We start from the raw sequence: 1,658 nt of genomic DNA on the forward strand, positions 1-1,658 counted from the left end.
AACATTAGGTCAACATTTAGGTGTTACTTTCCAACAAATCCAGAAATATGAAAACGGCTTAAATCGTGTCAGCGCAGAGCGTTTAAAAGAAATAGCCGATATCCTAAATGCTCCACTTGTCTTTTTCTATGCTGATATCTTAACAAAACAACAGCCCCCGTACTCTCATGATGAAATCGCATCAAGTACAGAAAAATACCTGCTTTTAAAAAAATTTAGAGTCCTAATCTCGATAAAACAAAGAGCCTTTTTACAATTACTCTCTGATCAAAATGAAAGCTAACACCACGCTCTATCCCATGAGACACTATAATAAACTCCGTATTCACATATTCATCACATATTCTTAATTAAAAACACCTCATGGTTTTAGGGAACTTATATCATTGCCATCAATTATATTATTGCCATCAATGATGATATTTTACGACACAACGGGATAAATTTCCCCAAAAATTCTAAAAAATTTTTGTGCAAATTTTTAAAAAGCTTGCGTCTGAGCGCTTTTTATGGTCTTGCAAAGAACTGAAAAGCAAAAATACATAAAGGTCCTTTTTTACTTAAGCTTTTCTCTTTGCAAAAAGCAGGAGAAAGCCCATAAAGAGCACACAGGACCATGAGAGAGCCGCAAGGTTAATCAAAGGGATTTTAGCCCGAAAATAACAAAAGAGCTTGACTGTTAAAGGCAGCAAAGAAAAGCGCCATAAAAACAACAAGAGAGTTCTTTTTGCAAGAATAGAATTGGATAGAAACGATGAAAATTAATGGCAATGAAATTCGCCCTGGTAATGTGATCGAACATCAAGGAAGCTTATGGGTTGCTGTTAAATGTAACGCTGTAAAACCAGGAAAAGGTGGTGCATTTAACCAAGTTGAAATGAAAAATTTGATTGATGGTACAAAACTTAATGAACGCTTTCGTGCTGCTGAGACAGTTGAACGCGTGCGCCTTGAACAAAAGGATTTCACATTTCTTTATCAACAAGGGGATGCTTTGGTCTTTATGGATTCAGAATCTTATGAACAACTTGAACTTCAAAAGGATTTTGTTGGTGAACGTGCTGCGTTTCTCCAAGATGGGATGACTGTCACAGTTGAACTTTATCAAGAAAAGCCTATTGGCATCTCACTTCCTGATCAAGTTGCTGTCACAATTGCGGAAGCCGATCCTGCCATCAAAGGACAAACGGTTACCTCCTCTTATAAACCCGCCATTCTTGAAAACGGGATTCGTATTCTTGTTCCCCCCTTTATGAATGCTGGTGAACGTATCATTGTAGACACCAATGAGTTGATTTATTTGCGTCGCGCAAATGAAAAAGATAAATAAAGGAATAAAAAATGGCCCATTCTGCAGTCATGAATGTCATGGTGCAAGCTGCAATGAAAGCAGGACGCTCGTTGGTACGTGATTACGGTGAAGTGCAAAATTTGCAAGTGTCTTTGAAAGGACCAGCAGATTATGTCAGCCAAGCAGATCGCAAAGCGGAAAAAATTATTTTCAATGAACTAAGCAAGGCGCGCCCCAAATTTGGTTTTCTGATGGAAGAGTCAGAAGAAATCATTGGAGAAGATTCACAACACCGTTTTATTGTTGACCCTTTAGATGGCACCACAAATTTTCTCCATGGCATTCCTTTTTTTGCTGTTTCCATTGC

The 1,658-nt window shown here is 37.9% G+C and carries 3 protein-coding genes; all 3 read left to right on the forward strand.

All coding sequences use genetic code 11. The annotated features are described in order from the left end of the window. A partial coding sequence (locus tag ACFIL3_RS04765; RefSeq protein WP_375681883.1) for a helix-turn-helix domain-containing protein occupies nt 1-283 on the forward strand: 283 nt, incomplete at its 5' end. A gap of 471 nt (nt 284-754) precedes the next feature. Further along, a complete protein-coding gene (gene efp, locus ACFIL3_RS04770) occupies nt 755-1,330 on the forward strand; it encodes an elongation factor P (RefSeq protein ID WP_015856958.1) in 576 nt (191 codons plus the stop codon). Between the two features lie 11 nt (nt 1,331-1,341). Beyond that, the coding region (locus ACFIL3_RS04775; protein WP_375681884.1) for an inositol monophosphatase family protein at nt 1,342-1,658 on the forward strand (317 nt) is incomplete at its 3' end.

The sequence above is a fragment of the Bartonella sp. CE47NXGY genome (assembly GCF_042195415.1).
In the GTDB taxonomy this organism is placed as follows: domain Bacteria; phylum Pseudomonadota; class Alphaproteobacteria; order Rhizobiales; family Rhizobiaceae; genus Bartonella.